General features: G+C 71.2%; 19 protein-coding genes. 17 read left to right on the top strand and 2 right to left on the bottom strand.

Translation table 11 applies throughout. The features are described 5' to 3' along the window. Window positions 1–412 precede the first annotated feature (412 nt). The 4 genes from MWM08_RS12340 to MWM08_RS12355 all read left to right on the top strand — a co-directional run bounded on the left by MWM08_RS12340 (window position 413) and on the right by MWM08_RS12355 (window position 5,600). Window positions 413–1,027 (top strand): Hint domain-containing protein, encoded by a 615-nt coding sequence (locus tag MWM08_RS12340; RefSeq protein ID WP_244459740.1) that lies wholly within the window; start codon window positions 413–415, stop codon window positions 1,025–1,027. Window positions 1,028–1,088: 61 nt separating this feature from the next. Continuing rightward, window positions 1,089–2,261: an acetyl-CoA acetyltransferase gene (locus tag MWM08_RS12345; RefSeq protein ID WP_244459741.1), complete on the top strand. Its 1,173-nt coding sequence runs from the start codon at window positions 1,089–1,091 to the stop codon at window positions 2,259–2,261. 114 nt (window positions 2,262–2,375) lie between these two features. Further along, window positions 2,376–3,491 (top strand): Hint domain-containing protein, encoded by a 1,116-nt coding sequence (locus MWM08_RS12350; RefSeq protein ID WP_244459742.1) that lies wholly within the window; start codon window positions 2,376–2,378, stop codon window positions 3,489–3,491. A gap of 417 nt (window positions 3,492–3,908) precedes the next feature. Next, a complete protein-coding gene (locus MWM08_RS12355; RefSeq protein ID WP_244459743.1) occupies window positions 3,909–5,600 on the top strand; it encodes a putative bifunctional diguanylate cyclase/phosphodiesterase in 1,692 nt (563 codons plus the stop codon). A 15-nt stretch (window positions 5,601–5,615) separates the two neighbouring features. Here the strand turns inward: MWM08_RS12355 and MWM08_RS12360 are convergent, their stop codons facing one another. Further along, window positions 5,616–6,308, bottom strand: a complete 693-nt coding sequence (locus tag MWM08_RS12360) for an HD-GYP domain-containing protein (RefSeq protein WP_244459744.1) — start codon at window positions 6,306–6,308, stop codon at window positions 5,616–5,618. 73 nt (window positions 6,309–6,381) lie between these two features. Beyond that, a complete protein-coding gene (locus MWM08_RS12365) occupies window positions 6,382–7,551 on the bottom strand; it encodes a bifunctional 2-C-methyl-D-erythritol 4-phosphate cytidylyltransferase/2-C-methyl-D-erythritol 2,4-cyclodiphosphate synthase (protein ID WP_244459745.1) in 1,170 nt (389 codons plus the stop codon). Between the two features lie 120 nt (window positions 7,552–7,671). Here MWM08_RS12365 and dusB point away from each other — a divergent pair, with 120 nt between their 5' ends. The 13 genes from dusB (at window position 7,672) to MWM08_RS12430 (ending at window position 21,417) form a co-directional block, all read left to right on the top strand. Next, window positions 7,672–8,751, top strand: coding sequence for a tRNA dihydrouridine synthase DusB (gene dusB / locus MWM08_RS12370; protein ID WP_244459746.1), 1,080 nt, complete (start codon window positions 7,672–7,674; stop codon window positions 8,749–8,751). Beyond that, window positions 8,748–9,887 carry a two-component system sensor histidine kinase NtrB gene (locus tag MWM08_RS12375; protein ID WP_244459747.1) on the top strand — a complete coding sequence of 380 codons (1,140 nt, stop codon included), beginning with the start codon at window positions 8,748–8,750 and terminating at the stop codon, window positions 9,885–9,887. The genes dusB and MWM08_RS12375 overlap by 4 nt, the downstream gene beginning before the upstream one ends. Continuing rightward, a complete protein-coding gene (ntrC, locus tag MWM08_RS12380; protein WP_244459748.1) occupies window positions 9,884–11,326 on the top strand; it encodes a nitrogen regulation protein NR(I) in 1,443 nt (480 codons plus the stop codon). The genes MWM08_RS12375 and ntrC overlap by 4 nt, the downstream gene beginning before the upstream one ends. A gap of 18 nt (window positions 11,327–11,344) precedes the next feature. After that, window positions 11,345–13,672: a sensor histidine kinase NtrY-like gene (locus MWM08_RS12385; protein WP_423816035.1), complete on the top strand. Its 2,328-nt coding sequence runs from the start codon at window positions 11,345–11,347 to the stop codon at window positions 13,670–13,672. Then, window positions 13,662–15,080: a nitrogen assimilation response regulator NtrX gene (ntrX, locus tag MWM08_RS12390; protein ID WP_244459749.1), complete on the top strand. Its 1,419-nt coding sequence runs from the start codon at window positions 13,662–13,664 to the stop codon at window positions 15,078–15,080. Before MWM08_RS12385 ends, ntrX begins: the two co-directional genes overlap by 11 nt. A 13-nt stretch (window positions 15,081–15,093) precedes the next feature. Beyond that, a complete protein-coding gene (locus tag MWM08_RS12395) occupies window positions 15,094–15,966 on the top strand; it encodes a D-amino-acid transaminase (RefSeq protein ID WP_244459750.1) in 873 nt (290 codons plus the stop codon). Continuing rightward, a complete protein-coding gene (locus tag MWM08_RS12400; RefSeq protein ID WP_244459751.1) occupies window positions 15,963–16,370 on the top strand; it encodes an ester cyclase in 408 nt (135 codons plus the stop codon). The genes MWM08_RS12395 and MWM08_RS12400 overlap by 4 nt, the downstream gene beginning before the upstream one ends. After that, window positions 16,367–17,017, top strand: a complete 651-nt coding sequence (locus tag MWM08_RS12405; protein WP_244459752.1) for an HAD family hydrolase — start codon at window positions 16,367–16,369, stop codon at window positions 17,015–17,017. The genes MWM08_RS12400 and MWM08_RS12405 overlap by 4 nt, the downstream gene beginning before the upstream one ends. A gap of 96 nt (window positions 17,018–17,113) precedes the next feature. Beyond that, complete coding sequence (gene hfq, locus MWM08_RS12410; RefSeq protein ID WP_244459753.1) at window positions 17,114–17,449, top strand: RNA chaperone Hfq; 336 nt, start codon at window positions 17,114–17,116, stop codon at window positions 17,447–17,449. After that, entirely contained in the window at window positions 17,433–18,749 is a 1,317-nt protein-coding gene (hflX, locus tag MWM08_RS12415; protein ID WP_244459950.1) for a GTPase HflX, read from the top strand. Before hfq ends, hflX begins: the two co-directional genes overlap by 17 nt. After that, complete coding sequence (locus MWM08_RS12420) at window positions 18,746–19,573, top strand: inositol monophosphatase family protein (RefSeq protein ID WP_244459754.1); 828 nt, start codon at window positions 18,746–18,748, stop codon at window positions 19,571–19,573. Before hflX ends, MWM08_RS12420 begins: the two co-directional genes overlap by 4 nt. A 59-nt stretch (window positions 19,574–19,632) precedes the next feature. After that, a complete protein-coding gene (gene greB, locus MWM08_RS12425) occupies window positions 19,633–20,127 on the top strand; it encodes a transcription elongation factor GreB (protein ID WP_423816048.1) in 495 nt (164 codons plus the stop codon). 336 nt (window positions 20,128–20,463) lie between these two features. Next, complete coding sequence (locus MWM08_RS12430) at window positions 20,464–21,417, top strand: pirin family protein (RefSeq protein ID WP_244459756.1); 954 nt, start codon at window positions 20,464–20,466, stop codon at window positions 21,415–21,417. Window positions 21,418–21,517 lie beyond the last annotated feature (100 nt).

Raw genomic sequence — 21,517 nt, forward strand, 5'->3', positions numbered from 1 at the left:
TCAGGGGACAGCCGCGGGACGTCCGGAGGATATTCAGTCAACCTGCAGGGCGCGCGCGAACGCGCTGCGAGGCGTTCGCGGACCGTCGACGTCAAGATTCTTCCACGCAACCGACGAACGAGGAGCGCGTGATCGCTCGTCGCCAGGCGCCGATGCGTCGCGGCCACCACCGCAGTCGGTCCGGTCACGGGCGTTGCTCCTGGGCATTGGTGCCGTCGTGAACCGCAGTCAGCCCAACCGACGCCGCACGCGCCGCTGCCCGGAGGGCGCGGGAACGGGCCGCGCCTCCCGCCACGCCTAAGGCACCACGCGCCCCGGTTGACCGCCGCGCTCCGGGCAAGCGAAGTGTCGCCTCGCCGCCAGCCGCATCACGCCACAGTTGCGCCCAACGATCCGAGGAACCGTCATCCGCGTGCCCGAAGCTCCGCCACCGCTCGGCCTGCCGCTCGGCACGCCCGTGCTCACCCCCACCGGCGAAGTGGCGGTCGAGGCGCTGGTGCCGGGCATGCTGGTGCTGGCCGTTGGCGGGGGCGCCGCACCGTTCCAGTCGGTCGTCGAACTGCGGCGCGTCCTGCTGCCGGGGCCGTTCGTGCGCCTGCGCGCCGGCGCCCTGGCTGATGGGTCCCCGCATGACGACCTGGTGCTCCCGCCAGGCCATGCGGTGCTGCTGGACGGCACGCTGGTGACCGTCGGCGACCTCGCTGACGACCGCGGCATATTGGTCGAGGCGGGTGCGGCCCTCGCGGCCGTGCAGATCGTCCTGGCCGGGCATGATGCCGTGCTGGCCTGCGGCGCGGCGGTCGAGACAGCGCCGCCCGAGCCCGGTTCGTCGCCCTGCGCGCCGCGCTGCCCGCCCGACGCCACGCTGCGCGCGTTGCTCGCCTGGCGGGCCGAGGCGATGGGCTGGTCTCCGCCCACGGCCCCGACCGCGCCGAGCCTCGAGGTCGGCAGCTTTCGCGCGCGGCTGGCGGCCTCGCCGCTGACGCCTGCCGCCGTGCCGTCGCTGCCCATCAAGCCGACGCGCTGAGCGCCTCGCGCCTCGCCACGCCCGGGGATAGACTGCGACGCGAACCGAGGGAGCATCCGCCATGACCGACGCCTGCATCGTGGGCTGGGCCCATTCCGCCTTCGGCAAGCGCGACGACGCGCCCGACCTCGAGACGCTAATGGCCGGCGTGGCGCGCGCCGCGATCGAGGACGCCGGCGTTACGCCCGCGGAGATCGATGCCGGCTTTGTCGGCGTGTTCGGGGAAGGCTTCACCCCGCAGGGCTTCCCGGCCTCCCTGGTGCTGCAATCGCTGCCGGAACTGCGCTTCAAGCCGATCACGCGGTTGGAGAACGCCTGCGCGACGGGCTCCGCCGCAATCCACGCCGCGCGGGACTTCATCGCCGCCGGGCGCGGTCGCCTCGCCCTCGTGGTGGGTGCCGAGAAGATGACGGCGACCCCCGGGCCGAAGGTCGGCGACATCCTGCTGACCGCGTCCTACCGCAAGACCGAGCACGACATCGAGGGCGGCTTCGCCGGCGTCTTCGGGCGCATCGCCGAGGCCTATTTCCAGAAGCATGGCGACCAGTCCGACGCTTTGGCCGCGATCGCGGCGAAGAACCACCGCAACGGCGTGGACAACCCCTGGGCGCAGATGCGCCGCGACCTGGGCTACGAGTTCTGCCGCACCGAGAGCGAGAAGAACCCCTATGTTGCGCGGCCGCTGAAGCGCACCGACTGCTCGCTGGTGAGCGACGGCGCCGCGGCTGTCGTGCTGGCCGATGCCGACACCGCCGCGGGGCTTGCCAAGGCGGTGCGCTTCCGCGCCGCGGTCCAGGTCAACGACTTCCTGCCGATCGCCGCGCGCGACATCACCCGCTTCGAGGGCGCGCGCGAGGCCTGGGCCCGGGCCTACGACCAGGCCGGCATCGGCGTCGGCGACCTGTCCTTCGCCGAGACGCATGACTGCTTCACCATCGCCGAACTCATTGAATACGAGGCGATGGGCCTGGCCGCCGAAGGGCAGGGCGGGCGCGCCGCGATCGAGGGCTGGACCGCGGCGGGCGGGCGCCTGCCGGTGAACCGCTCGGGCGGGCTGAAGGCGAAGGGCCACCCGATCGGGGCTACCGGGGTGTCGATGCATGTGCTGGCGGCGATGCAACTGACCGGCACCGCGGGTGCGCTGCAACTGCCGAAGGCGGAACTCGGCGGTGTATTCAACATGGGCGGCGCGGCGGTCGCGAACTACGTGTCGATTCTGGAACGGGCGCGGTAATCACCGCGCGCGTGAATGCGGCGTGAAACCAATTACTTTATGTTGAGATTCGATAAAATCGCGCTCTAGTTGAATTCGGCGGATCCGCCCGCCGATCTCGGCGAGGAGTGCGCGATGTCCGGAACCTGGAACGATTCCAGCGGGGTGGCCCGCAACCCGGACACCTGGACCGACGACGACGACATCTATGTCGGCAGCAACGACAAGGATTTCGAGCTCGACGCCGACGGTTTTCCGACCGTCGCGAACATCTTCGCCGGCAACGGCAACGACACGATGGAAGGCCGCGGCGGTGACGACGTGCTGTCCGGCGGCGACGGTAACGACCAGGTCTTCGGCGGCAACGACAACGATGAATTGCAGGGGGGCACCGGCAACGACCTGCTCGACGGCGGCGCCGGCGACGACTTCATGGACGCCCAGCCCGGCGACGACGAGATGTTCGGGGGCACCGGCAGCGACACCGTCGTGTTCAACGGCGCACCGGACGAATACACCTGGGAGCGCGTCGCCGGCGGCTGGCGGGTCACGGACAATGAGACGCAGCTCGGCACCAACGACGGTGTCGACTTCGTCGCCGACGACATCGAATACGTCCTCTACAACAACAACGACCCGTCCAACGCGGTCATCCTGCCGACGCCCTGCTTCCTCGCCGGAACCCTCATCGCCACCCCCGCCGGGGACCGCGCCATCGAGACCCTGCGCGTGGGCGACCTGGTGCTGACCGCCGATGGCCGCGCCGTGCCGATCCTGTTCGCCGGGCGCACCACGGTGGAAGCGCGCACCGCCCGCGGCGCGCAGGGCTTGCCCATCCTGATCGAGGCGGGGGCGCTGGCCGATGGCGTGCCGCATCGCGACCTGCAGGCCTCGCCACAGCACGGCATCGTGGTGGACGGCATGCTGGTGGCGGCCCAGGCGCTGGTGAACGGCCTGTCGATCCGGCGCATGCCCGCGCCCGCGCCGGTCTTCGTCTACTACAATATCGAAACCGAGGCGCATGAGGTGGTGCTGGCCAACGGCGCGCCGGTCGAGACATTCTGCGACCACATCGGCCGCGACGCCTTCGACAACCACGCCGAATTTGCCGCGCTTTATCCCGAGGGGCGCGAGATCGGGGAGATGGCGCTGCCGCACGCCAAATCCGCCCGGCAATTGCCGCGTGCCACGCGCGCCCGGCTCGAGGCCCGGGCACTGGCCGGTGCGCGGGCCGTGCGGAGGGCCGCCTGAACAGCGCGCGCCATGCGCCGGGGTGCCCGTGGCGCCGATCCGTCGCGCGCCGTGCCCTGCTGGCCTGCCCCGGGAGAGTGCACCCCGCCGTTGCGGCCCCGCGACTGGGCGACGGTGCCGCCGGCAGGGCTGGCACGGGCCATGCAAGTCCCGGCTTGTCTGGCAGCGGGATCCTCCCGGGCCTGGCAGCTTAGCCTTCCTCAACCTTGCCTCAGGGCCATCCGCAGGGATGGCCCTTCTTTTTGCCCAATGCGGTTTGCAGAATGCGAAGCGCCGCGCGAAGCCCTTCGCGAGACCGCCGCCAGCACGCCATCCACGCTTTCTTCACCTCTCGCACGCGACATTGCCGCTTCGACCGGACCCCGGACGGCGCCCCCGCCCGGGTCCCGGACGCCCAGCGGAGGACGACAGCGCGCGATGGACGGGATGGCGGAAGCCGGCGGCGCGACCAAGCCCCAGAAGCCGCCCGGTCGTGGCCAGCTGGCGGCGGCCGCGCTCGAGACCCTTCCCGACGGCGTGGTCAGCTTCGATGCCGACCTGCGCGTGGGCCTGGTCAGCGGCCGCGCCGCGGCGCTGCTCGGCCTGGCCCGCACCGCGCGCCACGCTCAGGGCGTGTGCGACCTGCTGGAAGCCAGCCCGCGCCTGGACCGCGAGGCGGTGGCCGTGATCGCCGCGGCGTGCCTCACCGCCACGCTGCCCGATGGCGATGCCGAGGCCGACCTGCGGCTGGCCGGGGCGCCGGGCCTGCGCTTCGGCATCCGCCGCGCCACCCAGGGCACCTGGGTGCTCGCCATCACGCCCGAGACGGTGCTCGCCGGCGGCGGCGGGATCGACCCGCTGACCGGCCTGTCCGACCGCGCCATGTTCGAGGCGCGCCTCGCCGCGGCACTCGACCGCCCGGCGCGGCGCCGCGGCGGGGCCGCGGTGCTGCTGGTCGACCTCGACGGCATCCGCGCGGTCAACCAGGTGCTGGGCCACGCCATCGGGGAAGACCTGCTGCGGGCCGCCGCACGGCGCCTGCAGGCCGCGGTGCGCGACGGCGACCTCGTGGCGCGCATGGCCGGGGAGGAATTCGCCGTCCTGCAAAGCGAGGTCACCGAGGCCTCCCACGCCGCAGCCCTCGCGGCGCGGCTGGTCGACCTTCTGGGCCGCGCCTATCTCATCGCCGGGGAGACCGTGGTGATCGTGCCGCGCATCGGCATCGCGCTGGCCCCGGCGGATGGCGCCGATGCCGCGCTGCTGCTGCGCCGCGCCGCGATGGCCCGGCACGACGCACCGGCCGAAGGCCATGGGGCATGGCGCCGCTTCACGCCGGACATGGACGTCCGCTGGCAGGAGGCGCGCGTGATGGAAGCCGCGCTCCGCCGCGCGGTCGCCGAACAGGAGTTCGAACTGCACTTCCAGCCGCAGGTGGCCCTGCCGTCGGGCGTGCTGACCGGCTTCGAGGCGCTGATCCGCTGGCGCCACCCCGAACGCGGGCTCCTGGCGCCGGGCGCCTTCCTGCCGATGGCCGAACGGCTCGGCCTGATGCGTCGGATCGGATCCTGGGTCCTGCGCGAGGCCTGCGAGACCGCGATGCGCTGGCCTGGCGAACTCTCCGTCGCGGTCAACCTGGCTCCGGCGCAGTTCGAGGATGGCTGCCTGCCCGGCAGTATCGCCGCCTTGCTCGCCGAATGCGGCCTGGCGCCCCATCGGCTCGAACTCGAGGTGACCGAGACGGTGCTGCTGGCCAATGGCGACGCGGCGCTGAGCCAGTTGCTCGCGCTGCGCGAAGCCGGCGTGCGCATCGCCATGGATGATTTCGGCACCGGGCATTCCTCGCTGACACAGCTGCGGGTCTTTCCCTTCGACCGGATCAAGATCGACCGGTCCTTCGTGAAGGACCTCCCGCTGGGCGGCGATGCGCCGGCCATCGTGCGTGCCGTGACCGGGCTCGGACGCAGCCTCGGCATCGCGGTGATCGCCGAGGGTGTCGAGACCGATGCGCAACTGCGCGAATTGCTGGCCGAGGGCTGCGACGCCGCGCAGGGCTACCTGTTCGGCCGTCCGGTGCCGCCGGACCAGGTGCCCGGCGTGATCGACTCGCTGCGCACCCCCGCACTCACCTGAACGCCTGCAGCGCGGTCAGTGTTCGATGGCGCCGACCGCGGCCGCGCAATCCTGCAGTGCCGCCAACACCTGCGGGTCGAACTGCGCCGGCGCGATTCGCCCATCGCCGTCACGCAGGCGCGCCAGCGCCTCGTCATGTTCGAGCGGCGCCTTGTAGGGGCGATCCGACCGGAGCGCGTCGTAGACATCCGCCACGGCCACCAGCCGTGCCGCCAGCGGAATCTCCTCGCCCGCCAGGCCCGCGGGGTACCCGCTGCCGTCCCAGCGCTCATGGTGGTTCAAGGCGATCGTTGCGGCCAGTTGCATCCATGGCGCGCGGGCATGCGCGAGGATGCTCGCACCGAGCGTCGTATGGCGTTCCATCACGCGTCGCGCCGCGGGGTCGAGCACGTGGCTGTGGCCGAGCACGCCCTCGGGCAATGCCATCTTGCCGATGTCGTGCAGCACGGCCGCACGGCGCAGGAGGGCCCGTTCCGGCGCCTCGATGCCGAGCACCTCGGCCAGCAGCGCCGCGATATGCCCGACCCGCACCGGATGGTCACGACCCTCGGGGTCGAGCGCTACGGCCCGCAGCACCAGGCCTTCCAGCGCTTCATCGTGCAGGGCGCAGATGCAGCGACCGGCCGCCCCCGCCGCCGGGGCGTCACGCAGTCCGCATAGCGGGCAGGCGAGGCTCGCATGCGAGGCGATGAGGGTGACGGCGTTCATTCTGGCGATCGGACTCGGTCGAAGCTTGGCGAATAGGATAGGCCGGAACCGTGTCTCGGAAAAAGATAATGAATTACGTATTGGCACAGGTATCACGGGCCGGCGGCACCAGCACCACCGCGGCGGCCTGCGCCGCAATGCCCTCGCCGCGGCCGGGGAAACCCAGGCGCTCGGTCGTGGTCGCCTTCACCGATATCGCCCCGATGTCGACACCGAGCAGTTCAGCCAGGCGCGCGCGCATGGCCGGCGCATGGGGCGTGATCTTCGGGCGCTCACAGATGAGCGTGACGTCGGCATTGGCCAGGATCCCGCCGCGCGCGGCAATGCGCGCCGCGGCGTGCCGCAGGAAGCGGGCGCTATCGGCATCCTTCCACCGTGCTTCGCTCGGCGGGAACCAGCGGCCGATATCGCCTTCGGCCAGCGCGCCGTAGATCGCGTCGCACAGCGCATGGATGCCGACATCGGCGTCGGAATGGCCAGACAGGCCGAGCGGATGCGGCACGGTGACGCCGCACAGCACCAGCGGGCGGTCCTCGACCAGGCGGTGCACGTCGAAGCCGGTGCCCATGCGGGGGATCAGGCGGGCAGACAGGTGGGCTTCCACGCGTATCAGGTCCTCGGGCCAGGTGATCTTGATGTTCGCTTCCCCGCCCGGCACCAGCGTGACCGCGAGCCCTGCCGCTTCCAGAAGGGCGGCGTCGTCGGTGGCGCTGCCGTCGCCGGCGCGATGCGCCGCCAGCAGGGCGTCGAAGCGGAAGGCCTGCGGCGTCTGGGCGCGGAACAGGCCCTCGCGTGGCACCGTCTCGATGATGCGGCCCGCCGCGCCGCGCTTGAGCGTGTCCGTCACCGGCTGGGCCGGAATGGCGCCGGGGGCCCGGGCCAGCGCATCGCGCAGCGCGGCGATGGTGCCGGGCGGGATGACCGGGCGGGCGCCATCGTGCACCAGCACGATCGCGGGCGGGTCTGCAGCCAGCGCCTCCAGCCCCGCGCGCACGCTCTCGGCACGCGTCGCGCCGCCGGCAACTGGCGGCAGGGCGGGCAGGCCATCCAGGATGGCCGCGACACGCGCCTCCTCCCCAGCGGCGACCACCGGCAACAGGCGGTCCACGAGGCCGTCCGCCAGCAGGGATTCGGCAGCGTGCCGGATCACCGGGCGGCCGAGCAGCGGCAGGTACTGCTTGGGCTGCGGTGCGCCGAAGCGCTGGCCGGTGCCCGCGGCCATGAGAAGGGCTGCGATCGTCATGCCGCTTGATACGGCGCTTCGGCCGGGGTGCAAACGGCGGGGGCGTCCTGCCCATTCCGTGACCGGAGGGCCGGTGCCACCGTTGCGGAACGGCGGCACTGGCTCTATCTTGCACAAATCATGAGCAACACCTCCGCGCCGCGCCTGGCGCCGATCATGGTCGGCGACATCCGCATCGACACACCGGTCATCCTGGCCCCGATGTCTGGGGTCACGGACCTGCCCTTCCGGCGCCTGTCGCGCAGCCTCGGCGCGCCGATGGTGGTCAGCGAGATGATCGCCTCCCAGGCGATGGTCCGCACCAACCGCCAGACGCTGAAGATGGCGGAGGTGGACGGCTTCGGCGGCCCGGCCTCGGTCCAGTTGGCCGGCTGCGATCCCGAGACCATGGCGGAAGCGGCGCGCCTCGTGGTCGATCGTGGCGCCGCCATCGTCGACATCAATTTCGGCTGCCCCGTGAAGAAGGTCGCGGTGGGGCAGTCCGCCGGTTCGGCGCTCATGCGTGACGAGATCGCCGCCGCGCGCATCCTGGAAGCCACCGTGCGCGCGGTGTCGGTGCCGGTGACGCTGAAGATGCGCATGGGCTGGGACCACGCGAGCCTGAACGCGCCGCGCCTCGCGCGGATCGCCCAGGAAAGCGGCATCCGCCTGGTCACGGTGCATGGCCGTACCCGGCAGATGTTCTACACCGGCACCGCCGACTGGGCCTTCATCCGCCAGGTGAAGGACGCCGTGACGATCCCAGTGATCGCGAACGGAGACATCCTGACCGCCGAGGATGCGGAGGAAGCGCTGCGCCAGTCAGGCGCGGATGGCGTGATGATCGGCCGCGGCTGCTACGGTCGTCCCTGGCTGCCGGCCGTGGTGGCGGCACGGCTGTCCGGGCGCGCGGCGGCCGAACCGGTCCTGGCGGAGCAGAAGCGCATCCTGCTGGACCACTACGCCGACATGCTCGACCACCATGGCCGCGACCCCGGCGTACGCCTCGCGCGCAAGCATGTCGCCTGGTATTCCAAGGGCCTGCCCGGGTCGGCGGAATTCCGCGTGCAGGTGAACCGCTGCGACACCGCCGACGCCGTGCTCGACCTCGTGCACGCCTTCTACGACCCGCTGATCGAACATGGCGTCGAGGCCGCGCGAGAGGATTTCCGCGCTGCCGGCGAGACACAGGACGCGGGCGGGGAGCGCATCGCGGCATGAAGGGCAGCCTGCTGCGCCGCGCCATCCGCCCGAGCGGCTGGCAGGGCCGCCCGGTGCCCGATGCCGCCGCCATTTTGGGCGCCATCGCCGTGCCCGTGGTGGTGCTGGATGGCGAGAACCGCTTCCGCAGCGCGAACGCGGCGGCGGAGCAGTTCTTCCGCACCTCGATCGCCTCGTTGTCGCAGATGTCGTTGTCGGACCTGGTGCCGGAGGACAGCCGCATCTTCGCGGTCATCGCGCAGGTGCGCCACCTCGATGCGCGGGTGTCGGACCACGACCTCACGCTCGACAGCCCGCGCCTGTCGCGCCGCGGCGTCACGGTCCATGCCGCGCCGCTGCCCGAACTGCCGGGCGGCGTGGTGGTGACGCTCGAGGATGGGTCGACCGCGCAGATGCTCGACCGGCAACTGAATTTCCGTGGCGCGGCGCGCGGTGCCTCCGCCATGGCGGCGATGCTCGCGCATGAGGTCAAGAACCCGCTTTCGGGCATCCGCGGCGCGGCGCAGCTGCTCGAGCAATCCGCCGCCTCGGATGGCGACCGCGAATTGTGCCAGCTGGTGCAGGACGAGGCCGACCGCATCCGCGGCCTGGTCGACCGCTTCGACATGTTCTCCGAACGCCCGGTCGACCTCGGGCCGGTGAACATTCACCAGGTGCTGGACCACGTGCGGCGCATCGCGTCGACCGGCTTCGCGTCGCACCTCCGGCTGCTCGAGGAATACGACCCGTCCCTGCCGCCGGTCTGGGGCAATCGCGACCTGCTGGTACAGATTCTGCTGAACCTGGTGAAGAATGCGGCGGAAGCGGTTGACCCGCTGAATGGCGAGATCGTGCTCGCCACCGCCTATCACCACGGGGTGCGCATCGCGGTGCCCGGTTCGTCGGACCGTGTGCACCTGCCGCTGCAGATCAGCGTGCGGGACAATGGATCGGGCATCGCCGACGAGGTGCGCGGCACGCTTTTTGAACCTTTCGTGAGCACGAAGCGGGGCGGGCAGGGGCTCGGCCTCGCGCTCGTCGCGAAGCTAGTCGCGGACCAGGGGGGGCTCATCGAATGCGACAGCCGTCCCGGCAGGACCGTGTTCCGGCTTTCGATGCCAACGCCACCGCCGGGAAGTTTCGGGACCGCCCAATGAACGACGCGCGCACCATCCTGATCGCCGACGACGACCGCGCCATCCGCACCGTGCTCAGCCAGGCGCTCGGACGCTCGGGCTACCAGGTGCGCGCCACATCCTCCGCCGCCACGCTCTGGCGCTGGGTCGAGGATGGCGAGGGCGACCTCGTCATCACCGACGTCGTGATGCCTGACGAGAACGGGCTGGATCTCGTGCCGCGCATCAAGCGCGTGCGCCCGGAACTGCGCGTCGTGGTGATGTCGGCGCAATCCACCTTCGCGACCGCCATCAAGGCGACCCAGCGCGGGGCCTTCGAATACCTGCCCAAGCCCTTCGACCTGAAGGAACTTCTGGCCGTCGTGGAACGCGCCCTGGCGGCGCCGCCCAGCGCCGTGGCCGCCAGCGAGGACGGCGAGGGCGAAAAGCTGCCCCTGGTCGGCCGGTCGGCCGCCATGCAGGAAATCTACCGCACCGTCGCGCGCCTGACGACCACCGACCTCACGACCATGATCACGGGCGAGAGCGGCACCGGGAAGGAACTGGTCGCGCGCGCGCTGCACGACTACGGCAAGCGCCGCGCCGGGCCCTTCGTGGCCATCAACATGGCCGCCATCCCGCGCGAATTGATCGAGGCCGAATTGTTCGGCCATGAGCGCGGCGCCTTCACCGGCGCGCTCAACCGCGGCATCGGCCGGTTCGAGCAGGCCGCCGGCGGCACGCTGTTCCTCGATGAGATCGGCGACATGCCGCCCGAGGCGCAGACACGCCTGCTGCGCGTGCTGCAGGAGGGCGAGTTCACCACGGTCGGCGGCCGCCAGCCGATCAAGGCGAATGTCCGCATCGTCGCCGCCACGCACCGCGACCTGCGCCAGTTGATCCGCCAGGGCCTGTTCCGCGAGGATTTGTTCTATCGCCTGAACGTGGTGCCCATCCGCCTGCCGCCGCTGCGCGAGCGCATGGAGGACATCCCGCTGCTGGCGCGCCACTTCCTCGACCGCGCGCGCGCCGCCGGCCTGCCGGGCAAGCAGCTCAGCCCCGAGGCGATGGACGCGCTGAAGGGCCATGCCTGGCCAGGCAATGCGCGCGAACTCGAAAACCTGATGCGCCGGCTCGCGGCGCTCTATCCCCAGGAAATGATCGGCGCCGATGCGGTCGCGGCCGAACTCGCGGAGGCCGTGCAGCCCGCCGGCCCCGATGGCCAGGCCATGCCCGCCACGCTCGAACAGGCGGTCGAGCGCCACCTCGCGACCTTCATGGCGGCGCACAAGGACGGCATGCCGGTGCGCGACCTGTACGAGCGCGTGCTGGCCGAGGTCGAGCGCCCGCTGCTGCGCCTCGCCCTCGGCGCCACGCGCGGCAACCAGATCAAGGCCGCAGCGATGCTGGGGCTGAACCGGAACACCCTGCGCAAGAAGATCCGGGAGCTCGAATTGCCGGTGGTGCGCGGGCTGTCCTGAGGGTGTACAGGCCCTGACATGAAGGGCCTGTTCCAACGCCGCGCCGCGGGCCGCCCGGAATCGCGCGCTGCCCAGCCCCCCGGGCCGATCGGGGGCGAACCGACCGCGCCGGGATCCTGGGGGCGGCGACTCGGCGATGCGCTGCTCGGGCCGAGTGCCACCATCGGCATGGCCCTTCTGGCCCTGGTGCTCGGGCTCGCGACCTTCGCCGTGCTGTCCGGGGGCACCCCGCTGGGTCCGACCGGGCCGGGGCAGGTGGTCGGCATCATCCTGGCGAACCTGGCCGTGCTGCTGCTCCTGGCGGCGTCGCTGGTGGCGCGCGTGGTGCGCATGTGGGTGGAACGCCGGCGCGGGTCGGCCGGGTCGCGGCTGCATGTGCGCCTGGTGCTGCTGTTCGGCGTGGTGGCGGTGGGCCCGTCGATCCTGGTGGCGGGCTTCGCGGCGCTGTTCTTCAACCTCGGCATCCAGTCCTGGTTCTCCGACCGGGTGAGGGACACGCTGGAAGCCTCGCTGGTGGCCTCGCGCGCCTATCTCGAGGAACACCGCAACACCATCCGCGCCGATATCCTGGCCATCGCCAACGACCTGAACCGTGCCGCGCCGGTGCTGCTGCCCGACAACGGCATCGCCTTCGCGCGCCTGCTGGCCACGCATACCGGCATCCGTGGCCTGACCGAATCCTTGGTGGTGGAACCGACGCTCGGCCAGGTGATCGCCTCGGCGGGGCTGACCACGGGATCGGTGGTGGATGTCCCGCCATCATGGGCCATGGAGGCGGCGCGCGCGGGCGAAGTCGCGGTGCTGCCGGGCGAGAGCGGGGAGGGGCGGGTGCGCGCGCTGGTGCAGCTCAATATCCCGCCCGGACTGCTGCTGATGATCTCGCGCCCGGTCGATCCCGGCGTGCTGGAGCACATGCGCACCACGGAACTGGCCTTCCAGGAATACGACCGGCTGGACCGCAACCGCGGCGACCTGCAGATCACCTTCGTGCTGATCTTCGCCATCGCGACGCTGCTGGTGCTGCTGGGCGCTGTGCTGCTCGGGCTGCTGATCGCGAACCGCATCGCGCGCCCCATCTCGCGCCTGATCACGGCGGCGGAGCGCGTGCGCGCCGGCGACCTCGCCACGCGTGTGCAGGAGGGCGAGGCGGATGACGAGGTCGCATCCCTGTCGCGCGCCTTCAACCGCATGACCAGCCAGTTGGGTGCGCAGCGCGGCGAGCTGATGGAGGCCTATCGGCAGATCGACGAACGGCGGCGCTTCACGGAAACGGTGCTGTCCGGTGTCACCGCGGGCGTGATCGGGCTGGATGCGGAGGGGCGGGTGAACCTGCCGAACCGCTCGGCCTCGGCGCTGCTGGGTGTCGACCTCGATGCCGCGATCGGGCTGCCGTTGGCCGGCGTGGCGCCGGAATTCGCGCCGCTGATCGACGCCGCGCGCGCCACGCCCGACCGGCCGCAGACCGCGGAGATCCGGTCGGGTTCGCCCAATGCCCGGCGCACCTTCATCGCGCGCCTGGGCGCGGAGATGCAGGGCGGGCGGGTCGAGGGCTACGTGCTGACCTTCGACGACATCACTGAATTGCTGTCGGCCCAGCGTAAGGCCGCCTGGGCCGATGTGGCGCGGCGCATCGCGCACGAGATCAAGAACCCGCTGACGCCGATCCAACTCTCCGCGGAACGGCTGAAGCGCCGCTACCTCAAGCAGATCACTGACGACCCCGACACCTTCAGGCAATGCACCGACACCATCGTGCGCCAGGTCGGCGACATCGGGCGGATGGTCGATGAATTCTCCGCCTTCGCGCGGATGCCCCAGCCGGTGATCCGCCCCGAGGACGCCAACCACCTGCTGCGCGAGGCGCTCGTGCTGCAGCGCGACGCGCATCCCGACATCACCTACGAGACCGACTATGCCGACCCCGCGCCGGTGATCCCCTGCGACCGCCGGTTGATCGGCCAGGCGCTGACGAATCTGCTCCAGAACGCCGCCGATGCGGTCGCGATGCGTGCCGCCGAGGGGGCCGGGCGCATCACCGCGACCGTCCGCGCGACCCCCGATCAGGTGACCATCGCCGTCGCCGATGACGGAGTCGGCCTGCCACAGGAGGAGGACCGCGACCGCCTGACCGAGCCCTATGTCACTCACAAGGCAAAGGGAACCGGGCTTGGCCTTGCCATCGTGAAGAAGATCATGGAGGACCATGGCGGGAAGCTTGTTCTGGAAGACCGGGGGGATGGCCCCGGCGCGCGGGTGATGCTGGTGCTGCCCGTCCGTGCCGCGGCGGAGGCCGGCCCCGATGCCGCCAGGACCGGCGAGGGAGCGAAGGTCGCGCATGGCGCATGAGATCCTGATCGTAGACGACGAACCGGACATCCGGACGCTCATCGAGGGCATCCTGTCCGACGAGGGCTACGAGACGCGCCAGGCGCACAATTCGGACAGCGCCATCGCGGCCTTCCGGCAGCGCCGGCCCTCGCTCGTGATCCTGGACATCTGGCTGCAGAACTCGCGGCTGGACGGCCTGGGCATCCTCGAAGCCCTGCATGTCGAGGAACCGCAGGTGCCGGTGATCATGATCTCCGGCCACGGCACGATCGAGACCGCGGTGCAGGCGATCCAGCAGGGCGCCTACGACTTCATCGAGAAGCCCTTCAAGTCCGACCGCCTGCTGCTGATCGTCTCACGCGCACTGGAAGCGGCGAAGCTGCGGCGCGAGAACAGCGAATTGCGCCTGCGCGCCGGGCCCGAGACCGACCTGCTGGGTGGGTCCGCGCCGGTCGGACAGTTGCGCGGGGCGATCGAGAAGGTCGCGCCGACCGGATCGCGCGTGCTGATCACCGGCCCCGCGGGGGCGGGCAAGGAAGTCGCGGCGCGGATGATCCATGCGCGTTCTCGCCGCGCCGATGGACCCTTCCTGGTGCTGAACTGCGCCACGCTGAACCCCGCCCGCTTCGAGGAGGAGCTGTTCGGCATCGAGGCCGGCGCCGATGCCTCCGCCCAGCCGCGCCGCGCCGGCGTGCTGGAACGCGCCCATGGCGGCACGCTGCTGCTCGATGAGATCGCGGACATGCCGCTGGAGACGCAGGGCAAGATCGTGCGCGCCCTGCAGGAACAGGGTTTCGAGCGCATCGGCGGCGGCACGCGGGTGAAGGTGGATGTGCGCGTGCTCTCCACCACGAACCGCGACCTGCAGGCCGAGATCGCGGCCGGGCGCTTCCGGGAAGATCTGTACTACCGCCTCGCCGTCGTGCCGTTGCGCGTGCCCGCACTTCGCGAACGTCGCGAGGACGTGCCCCTGCTCGCACGCCACTTCATCGGCCGGTCCACCGAGACGACCGGCATGGCCCGGCGCGAGCTGAGCGAAGACGCGTTGGCCGCCATGCAGGCCTATGACTGGCCGGGCAATGTGCGCGAGTTGCGCAACCTGATCGACTGGCTGCTCATCATGGCGCCGGGCGAGGCGCGCGAACCCATCCGCCCCGACATGCTGCCCCCGCAGGTGGGCGCCGCGGCACCCGCGGTGCTCAAGCTCGACCGCAGTTCCGAGATCATGACGCTGCCGCTGCGCGAGGCGCGGGAATTGTTCGAACGCCAGTATCTCGAGGCGCAGCTGCTGCGCTTCGGGGGGAACATCTCGCGCACCGCGAATTTCGTCGGCATGGAGCGCAGCGCGCTGCACCGGAAGCTGAAATTCCTCGGCGTGCATGCCGAGGACCGCGCGAGCCCAGCCGGCACCGTCGGCAACGCCTGAAGGACAGGACCGCATGTCCCGCATCGCCTATGTGAACGGCCGCTACGTGCCGCAGCCCGAAGCCAGCGTGAACATCGAGGACCGCGGCTACCAGTTCGGCGACGGCATCTACGAGGTCGTGCACCTGTATGATGGGCGCTACATCGACGAAGACCTGCACCTCGACCGGCTGGAACGCTCGCTGCGGGAAATCCGCCTGCCCATGCCGATGTCGCGCGCCGCGCTGCGGCTGGTGCTGCGCGAAGTCGCGCGCCGCAACCGCGTGACCGAGGGTCTGCTCTACATGCAGGTCACGCGCGGCGTGGCCCGGCGCGACCATGCCTTCCCGACCCAGCCCACGCCGCCGGCGCTGGTTGTCACCATCAAGCGCATCGCGCCCTACCCGACCGATGTGGACCGCTGGGGCGCGTCGGTCATCACCGCGCCCGACCTGCGGTGGGCGCGCTGCGACATCAAGACCGTGAACCTTCTGCCCAATTGCCTGGCCCGCCAGGCGGCGCGCGAGCAGGGCGCGATCGAGGCCGTGCTGTTCGACCCGCAGACCGGCATGGTGACCGAAGGTGCCGCGACCTCCTTCTGGATCGTGGACGAGCACGGCGTGATCCGCGTGCGGCACCTGGACGACGCCATCCTGCCCGGCTGCACGCGCGCGGCGCTGATCGCGGAACTGCAGCAGGCCGGCATCGCGGTGGAGCTGCGCGAATTCTCCCTGGACGAGATGAAGCGCGCACGCGAGGCCTTCATTACCTCCGCCACTTCCTTCGTGAAGCCGATCCTCAAGATCGACGGCGCGCCGGTCGGTGATGGCAAGGTCGGCCCGGTGGTGCGCCAGCTCTTCGACATCTTCGCCCGCCATGTGAAGGGCGGCATGAAGAACGCCGCGTGACCACCGGCAACGCCGAGGTCATCCGCGCCTTCTACGCCGAGCTCTGGGAAGCCGGCGATCTCGCGCGCCTGCCCGCGTTGATGCACGAGGACGTCGCCTTCCAGGGCACCTTCGGGCAGACCATGCGGGGCCTTGAGGCCTTCGGCGCCTATGTGCGCTCGGTCCGCCATGCCTTCTCGACCTATCGCTGCGAGGTGCTGGACCTGCTGGTGGATGGCGAGCGCGTCGCGGCGCGGGTGCGCTTCTCCGGCGTGCATGATGCCGGGCCGTTCCTTGATGCGCCGCCCAGCGGGCGGACGCTCGCCTGGGAAGGCGTGGGGTTCTTCACGCTCGATGTCGGGCGCATCCGGCATCTGTGGGTGATGGGCGACATGCTCGGCCTGCTGAATCAGCTCCGCGGATGACCCGCCCCACCGCGATTCTCTGGGACTGGGACAATACGCTGGTCGACGGCTGGGCGGCGATCGAGGCCGGGCTGAACGCCGCCTTCCGCGCCTTTGCCCTGCCCGAATGGGACCGCGCGACGGTGCTCACACGTGTGCGCAAGTCGCTGCCCGAATCCTTCCCGCCGATGTTCGGCGCGGAGTGGGAGCGTGCGCGCGACATCTTCTACGCCACGGTGCGGTCCTGCCATCTGGACGTGCTGCACCCGATGCCCGGCGCGGCGCAGGCCATCGGGGCCGCGGCGGCGCTGGGCCCGCAGGCGGTGGTGTCGAACAAGCAGGGTGCGCTGCTGCGCGCCGAGGCCGCCCATCTGGGCTGGGCCACGCGATTCGGCGCGCTTGTCGGGGCCGGTGATGCCAGCGCCGACAAGCCTTCCGCCGCACCCTTGCTGCTGGCGCTCGAACGCCTTGGCGTGCCGGCATCGTCGCAGGTCTGGTACATCGGCGACACCGTGCTCGACATGCAGGCGGCGCGCGCCGCGGGCTGCCGCGCCGTGCTGCTCGGCGATGCGGCACATGACGGCGGCGTGACGGCCGCGCAGCCCGATGCGGCATTCCGCGATGGCCATGCGCTGGAAGCGCACCTGCTTTCCCTTGCCAAGGCCTGACAGGGCGGGGAAACTCTCGCCTGCCGGCGGCCGGAAATGGTTTTCGCCGGTCCGCAGACCGGTCGGTGACCGGCAAGAACAGAAGGACCGGTCCCAATGGCCGCCGAGAAGTCCCAGAACGTGCAGGACGTGTTCCTGAATCATGTTCGCAAATCCAAGACCCCCGTGACGATCTTCCTGGTGAACGGCGTGAAGCTGCAGGGCATCATCACCTGGTTCGACAACTTCTCGGTGCTGCTGCGCCGCGATGGGCATACCCAGCTGGTCTACAAGCACGCAATCAGCACGGTGATGCCAGGCGCGCCGATCATGCTGTTCGACGCGGCCGCCCAGGGGGCGACCCAGGGCACCGCGCCGTCCGCCGGCACCTCGTCGCCGTCCGAGACGCGCATGACCTTGTCGCGCGAGGTGGCCCCTGGCGGAAGCGACTGACGCGCGCGGCGGCGTACCCACCCGCGCCGCCGTCATCCTGCCCCACGAACGGTCCAACCGCGTTGCCATCGGCGATGCCGGCGGGCATCGCGCGGCCGAGGCGCGGCTGGCCGAAGCCGTCGGGCTCGCGGCCTCGATCGGCGTCACCATCGTGCATTCCGCGGTGCATCCGCTGCGTGAGCGCCGCCCCTCCACCCTGATGGGCGAAGGCCAGGTCGCGATGATCGGCCAGGCGCTGAAGGAACAGGAGGTCGGCGTCGTCGTCGTCGATGCTGCGCTGACGCCCGTGCAGCAGCGCAACCTGGAACGCGCCTGGGGCTGCAAGGTGATCGACCGCACAGGCCTGATCCTCGAGATCTTCGGCGAGCGCGCGCGCACGAAGGAAGGCGCGCTGCAGGTCGAATTGGCCCATCTGGACTACCAGCGCACGCGCCTGGTGCGGTCCTGGACGCACCTCGAACGCCAGCGCGGCGGCTTCGGCTTCCTGGGCGGGCCTGGCGAAAGCCAGATCGAGCTCGACCGCCGCCTGATTACCGACCGCATCGTGAAGCTCAAGCGCGAACTGGAGCAGGTGCGCCGCACCCGCGGCCTGCATCGCAGCGCGCGGGCGCGCGTGCCCTACCCTGTGGTCGCGCTGGTCGGCTATACCAACGCCGGCAAGTCCACGCTGTTCAACGAACTCACCGGGGCGGGCGTGTACGCCCAGGACCAGCTGTTCGCGACGCTCGATCCCACGATGCGCGCCATCCGGCTGCCGTCCGGGCGCACGGCGATCCTGTCGGACACGGTGGGCTTCATCTCCGACCTGCCGACGCAGCTGGTGGAAGCGTTTCGCGCCACGCTGGAAGAAGTCGCGGCGGCGGACATCATCCTGCATGTGCGCGACATCGCGCATCCCGACAGCGCCGCGCAGCGCGCCGATGTGCTCGGCGTCATGGCCGAGATGGCCGAGGGCCCCGATGCCGCGCTCGAAGCCGACTGGGAGGAACGCGTGGTCGAGGTGCTGAACAAGTCCGACCTGCTCGGCGGCGTCGATTCCGTGGCACGCCGCGCGCCCGGCGCGGTGCCGGTCTCGGCGCTGACCGGCGAAGGCCTGGACGAACTGCGCCGCGCCATCGATGCGCGCCTGTCGGCGGGCCTCGAGACGATGGAGGTCAGCCTGCCCACCACCGACGGCGCCGGCCTGGCCTGGCTCTATGCGCATGCCGAGGTGCTGGCGCGCCAGGATGGCGAGGAGGCGATCCGCCTGACCGTACGCATCTCGTCCGCCGACCGCGCGCGCTTCGAAGGCCGCGCATGATCGGCGCCGCCCGCGCGGCCGATGTCGCGGCCCTGTTGCGCGAGGCCGCGCGCGCCGAGATCCTGCCGCGCTTCCGCCGCCTGGCGCAGGGCGCGGTGCGCGCCAAGTCCGGCCCGCTAGACCTGGTCACCGATGCCGACGAGGCCGCGGAGCGCGTGATCGAAGCCGGCCTGACACGCCTGTTCCCCGGCTGCGTGGTGGTGGGGGAGGAAGCCTGCGCCGCCGACCCGGCCGTGCTGGACCGGTTGGTGGATGCCGACTTGGCTTTCGTGGTGGATCCGGTGGATGGCACGGCGAATTTCGCCGCGGGCGTGCCTTTGTTCGGCTGCATGGCGGCCGCCGTCGTGAAGGGCGAGGTGGTGGCGGGCTGGATCCACGACCCGCTCGGCGACGACACCGCCATGGCGCTGCGTGGTGAGGGGGCCTGGCTCGCCGATGCTCAGGGCCGCCACATGGCCGACTTGCGCGTGGCGGCGCCCGCGCCGGTGGAGCGCATGGTGGCGGCGGTGTCCTGGACCTATCTGCCGGAACCGCTGCGCGCGCGGGTCACGGCGCGCCTGCCGCGGCTGGCCGGCACGGTGGGCTATCGCTGTGCGGCGCATGAATACCGGCTGACGGCGGGCGGGCATGCCCATGCGCAGCTGTACAACCGGCTGATGCCCTGGGACCACCTGCCGGGCTGGTTGCTGCACCGCGAGGCCGGCGGTTACGCGGCGCGCTTCGATGGCAGCGACTATCGGCCCACGCATCGCGATGGCGGGCTGATCTGTGCGCCGGACCGCGCGTCCTGGGAGGCGCTGCGCGCCGCGCTGCTCGACCCGTGAGCGACGACGACGAGGGCGAGGACACCCCGCCCGGCCTTCCCCCCGGCACGCCCTTCTACATGACCCCTGCCGGCGCGGCCGCCCTGCGCGAGGAGATCCGCGCCCTGTGGGAGGATGAACGGCCCAAGGTGGTGGAGGTGGTCTCCTGGGCGGCATCGCTCGGCGACCGGTCGGAGAACGCCGACTACCAGTACGGCAAGCGGCGGCTGCGGCAGATCGACGGGCGCGTGCGCTTCCTGCGCAAGCGGCTGGACCGCGTGCAGGTGGTGGATCCGGCGGCGCAGGCGAAGCGCGACCAGGTCTTCTTCGGGGCAACGGTGACCTATGCGCGCGTTTCGGACGACGCGGAGGTGACGATCCGCATCGTCGGCGTCGACGAGGCCGATGCCGAGCGCGGCGACATCGCCTGGGTGGCGCCGGTGGCGCGCGCCCTGCTGGGCGCGCGGGTGGGGGACCTGCGGCGCATCCGCACCCCCGCCGGCGCCGAGGAGGTCGAGGTGGTAACGATCCTGTATCCAGCCCCCGGCGCCTCGGATGAGGGCGACGCCGCCTGAACGCTGCGCCTCCCCACCGGCTGTCAGGGCCCCTCCAGACCAGGCCGGCGGACTTCGGATCGATCAGCGCGGATGGTAGGCATGCTCACGCACCCTGGCCTCCACTCCGGGCGGTGGCGTGCCTGCTCCGCACCCTGGGTTGAATGGCATGCGATGCGATCCGCGCTTCAACGTCCGCGGCGGTGACGTTGGCGAGCGGCACGGTTGTCGGGCGCATCGTGATCGGGTCGGATGTCGCTCCCGGCCATCAGCGCCGGTGATCGCCGCCATTTGAAGCTTGCGCTGGGCAATCCCTCGCGGCCATCCGACATGGGGGACAGCCCCAGGAGAGACGCCATGTCCACGCTCGACGAGACCGACCCGCTCTGCCCGCCGCCCCCGCCCGGCATCGAGACCGTCATCATCCCGCGCGCCCACGACGTGGGTGGCTTCGAGGTGCGGCGCGCCCTGCCGGCGCGTGAGCGCCAGTTGGTCGGCCCCTTCATCTTCTTCGACCAGATGGGGCCGGGGGAATTCCTGACGGGGCAGGGGCTGGATGTGCGCCCGCACCCGCATATCGGCCTGTCCACCGTGACCTACCTGTTCGAGGGCGAGATCCTGCACCGCGACAGCCTCGGGTCGCAGCAGCCGATCCGCCCAGGCGAACTCAATTGGATGACCGCCGGGCGCGGCATCGTGCATTCCGAACGCACCGACGCGGCGCAGCGCGAACTGCCGGCGCGGCGGATGTTCGGCATCCAGTCCTGGGTGGCGCTGCCGAAGCACGCCGAGGAGACCGCGCCCGCCTTTGCGCACCACGACGCCGGAGCGCTGCCTTTCATCGACGATGGGGGCGTCCGGATGCGCCTCATTGCCGGCGAGGGCTGGGGGTTGCGCGCGCCGGTCGAGGTGTCCTCGCCGCTATTCTACGCCGATGCGATGCTGGCACCTGGCGCGCGTCTGCCGCTGCCCGACGGGCACGAGGAACGCGGCGCCTATGTGGTGCAGGGCAGTGTCAGCGTCGCGGATACGACCTTCGAGGCCGGGCGGATGCTGGTGTTCCGCGCCGGGGATGCGCTGGCACTCACGGCCGGCCCGCAGGGCGCGCGACTGCTGATGCTCGGCGGGGCGGTGATGGACGGGCCGCGCTACCTGCACTGGAACTTCGTCGCCTCCTCGCGCGAGCGGCTGGAGCAGGCCAAGGCCGACTGGAAGGCCGGCCGCTTCGCCAAGGTTCCCGGAGACGAGGCCGAATTCATTCCGCTGCCCGAGGGCCGCGTGACGGTGCGGGCGGAAACCCGGCCGGTCTGATGCCGGCCGGCGGCGTAGCCCGGCGTCTCGGCGCACGGGTCTGGCGCGGCGGCTGTGCGCGAAGCCAAGCGCATCCCAGCGCCAGGCGTCGCCATGGCCG

This window comes from Roseomonas fluvialis (assembly GCF_022846615.1).
Lineage (GTDB): Bacteria > Pseudomonadota > Alphaproteobacteria > Acetobacterales > Acetobacteraceae > Neoroseomonas > Neoroseomonas fluvialis.

Bases quoted from the DNA above. Each gene is read 5' to 3' on its own strand.
- MWM08_RS12345 (WP_244459741.1), top strand. From the start codon at position 1,089: ATGACCGACGCCTGCATCGTGGGCTGGGCCCATTCCGCCTTCGGCAAG.
- MWM08_RS12350 (WP_244459742.1), top strand. From the start codon at position 2,376: ATGTCCGGAACCTGGAACGATTCCAGCGGGGTGGCCCGCAACCCGGAC.
- MWM08_RS12355 (WP_244459743.1), top strand. From the start codon at position 3,909: ATGGACGGGATGGCGGAAGCCGGCGGCGCGACCAAGCCCCAGAAGCCG.
- MWM08_RS12360 (WP_244459744.1), bottom strand. From the start codon at position 6,308: ATGAACGCCGTCACCCTCATCGCCTCGCATGCGAGCCTCGCCTGCCCG.
- MWM08_RS12365 (WP_244459745.1), bottom strand. From the start codon at position 7,551: ATGACGATCGCAGCCCTTCTCATGGCCGCGGGCACCGGCCAGCGCTTC.
- dusB (WP_244459746.1), top strand. From the start codon at position 7,672: ATGAGCAACACCTCCGCGCCGCGCCTGGCGCCGATCATGGTCGGCGAC.
- MWM08_RS12375 (WP_244459747.1), top strand. From the start codon at position 8,748: ATGAAGGGCAGCCTGCTGCGCCGCGCCATCCGCCCGAGCGGCTGGCAG.
- ntrC (WP_244459748.1), top strand. From the start codon at position 9,884: ATGAACGACGCGCGCACCATCCTGATCGCCGACGACGACCGCGCCATC.
- MWM08_RS12385 (WP_423816035.1), top strand. From the start codon at position 11,345: ATGAAGGGCCTGTTCCAACGCCGCGCCGCGGGCCGCCCGGAATCGCGC.
- ntrX (WP_244459749.1), top strand. From the start codon at position 13,662: ATGGCGCATGAGATCCTGATCGTAGACGACGAACCGGACATCCGGACG.
- MWM08_RS12395 (WP_244459750.1), top strand. From the start codon at position 15,094: ATGTCCCGCATCGCCTATGTGAACGGCCGCTACGTGCCGCAGCCCGAA.
- MWM08_RS12405 (WP_244459752.1), top strand. From the start codon at position 16,367: ATGACCCGCCCCACCGCGATTCTCTGGGACTGGGACAATACGCTGGTC.
- hfq (WP_244459753.1), top strand. From the start codon at position 17,114: ATGGCCGCCGAGAAGTCCCAGAACGTGCAGGACGTGTTCCTGAATCAT.
- MWM08_RS12420 (WP_244459754.1), top strand. From the start codon at position 18,746: ATGATCGGCGCCGCCCGCGCGGCCGATGTCGCGGCCCTGTTGCGCGAG.
- greB (WP_423816048.1), top strand. From the start codon at position 19,633: ATGACCCCTGCCGGCGCGGCCGCCCTGCGCGAGGAGATCCGCGCCCTG.
- MWM08_RS12430 (WP_244459756.1), top strand. From the start codon at position 20,464: ATGTCCACGCTCGACGAGACCGACCCGCTCTGCCCGCCGCCCCCGCCC.